This is a genomic window from Paraburkholderia sp. EG304 (assembly GCF_046543485.1).
In the GTDB taxonomy this organism is placed as follows: Bacteria; Pseudomonadota; Gammaproteobacteria; order Burkholderiales; family Burkholderiaceae; genus Paraburkholderia; species Paraburkholderia youngii.
Genome location: NZ_JBKGUA010000354.1, coordinates 1 through 431, shown reverse-complemented (window position 1 = coordinate 431; position 431 = coordinate 1). Strand labels below are relative to the sequence as shown.

The window sequence follows — 431 nt, the reverse complement described above, 5'->3', positions numbered from 1 at the left end:
CAAGCATAAGTTTGCCGTGCAGATTGTCGGCATTGTCGATGGCGGAGGACTGTGAGTATTCAATGCCGACGGGCCAGCCCATCCACTGTTCGTTCCACCATATCTTGTCCATACGGTTGTCATAGCAACCACTGTTGGCTACCGCAAGCTTATAGAAGTCCGAATGGAATAGCAGTGCATCAATGGCGTTCTGGCCGCCAGCTGATGTACCGAAGATTCCCAAATTCGAGATGTCGTACCAGGGATATAGAGAGGCAGCCGCCTTATGCCACAGAATGCGATCGGGAAGGCCTGCATCTTTCAAATTCTTCCACGCGACGTCATGGAAAAGGCGTGAACGGTTGTTAGTGCCCATTCCGTCGATTTGCACAACGATAAAACCCAACTGGGTAAGGGGCTCTGTTGTGGTTGTGAATGACTTTGGGACGTGA

General features: G+C 51.0%; 1 protein-coding gene. It reads right to left on the bottom strand.

What is annotated here, in order from left to right; genetic code table 11:
• Window positions 1-370, bottom strand: a 370-nt coding sequence (locus ACLFKU_RS44250; protein WP_410853458.1) for a prolyl oligopeptidase family serine peptidase, incomplete at its 3' end; no start/stop codon positions are given.
• Window positions 371-431: the final 61 nt, after the last annotated feature.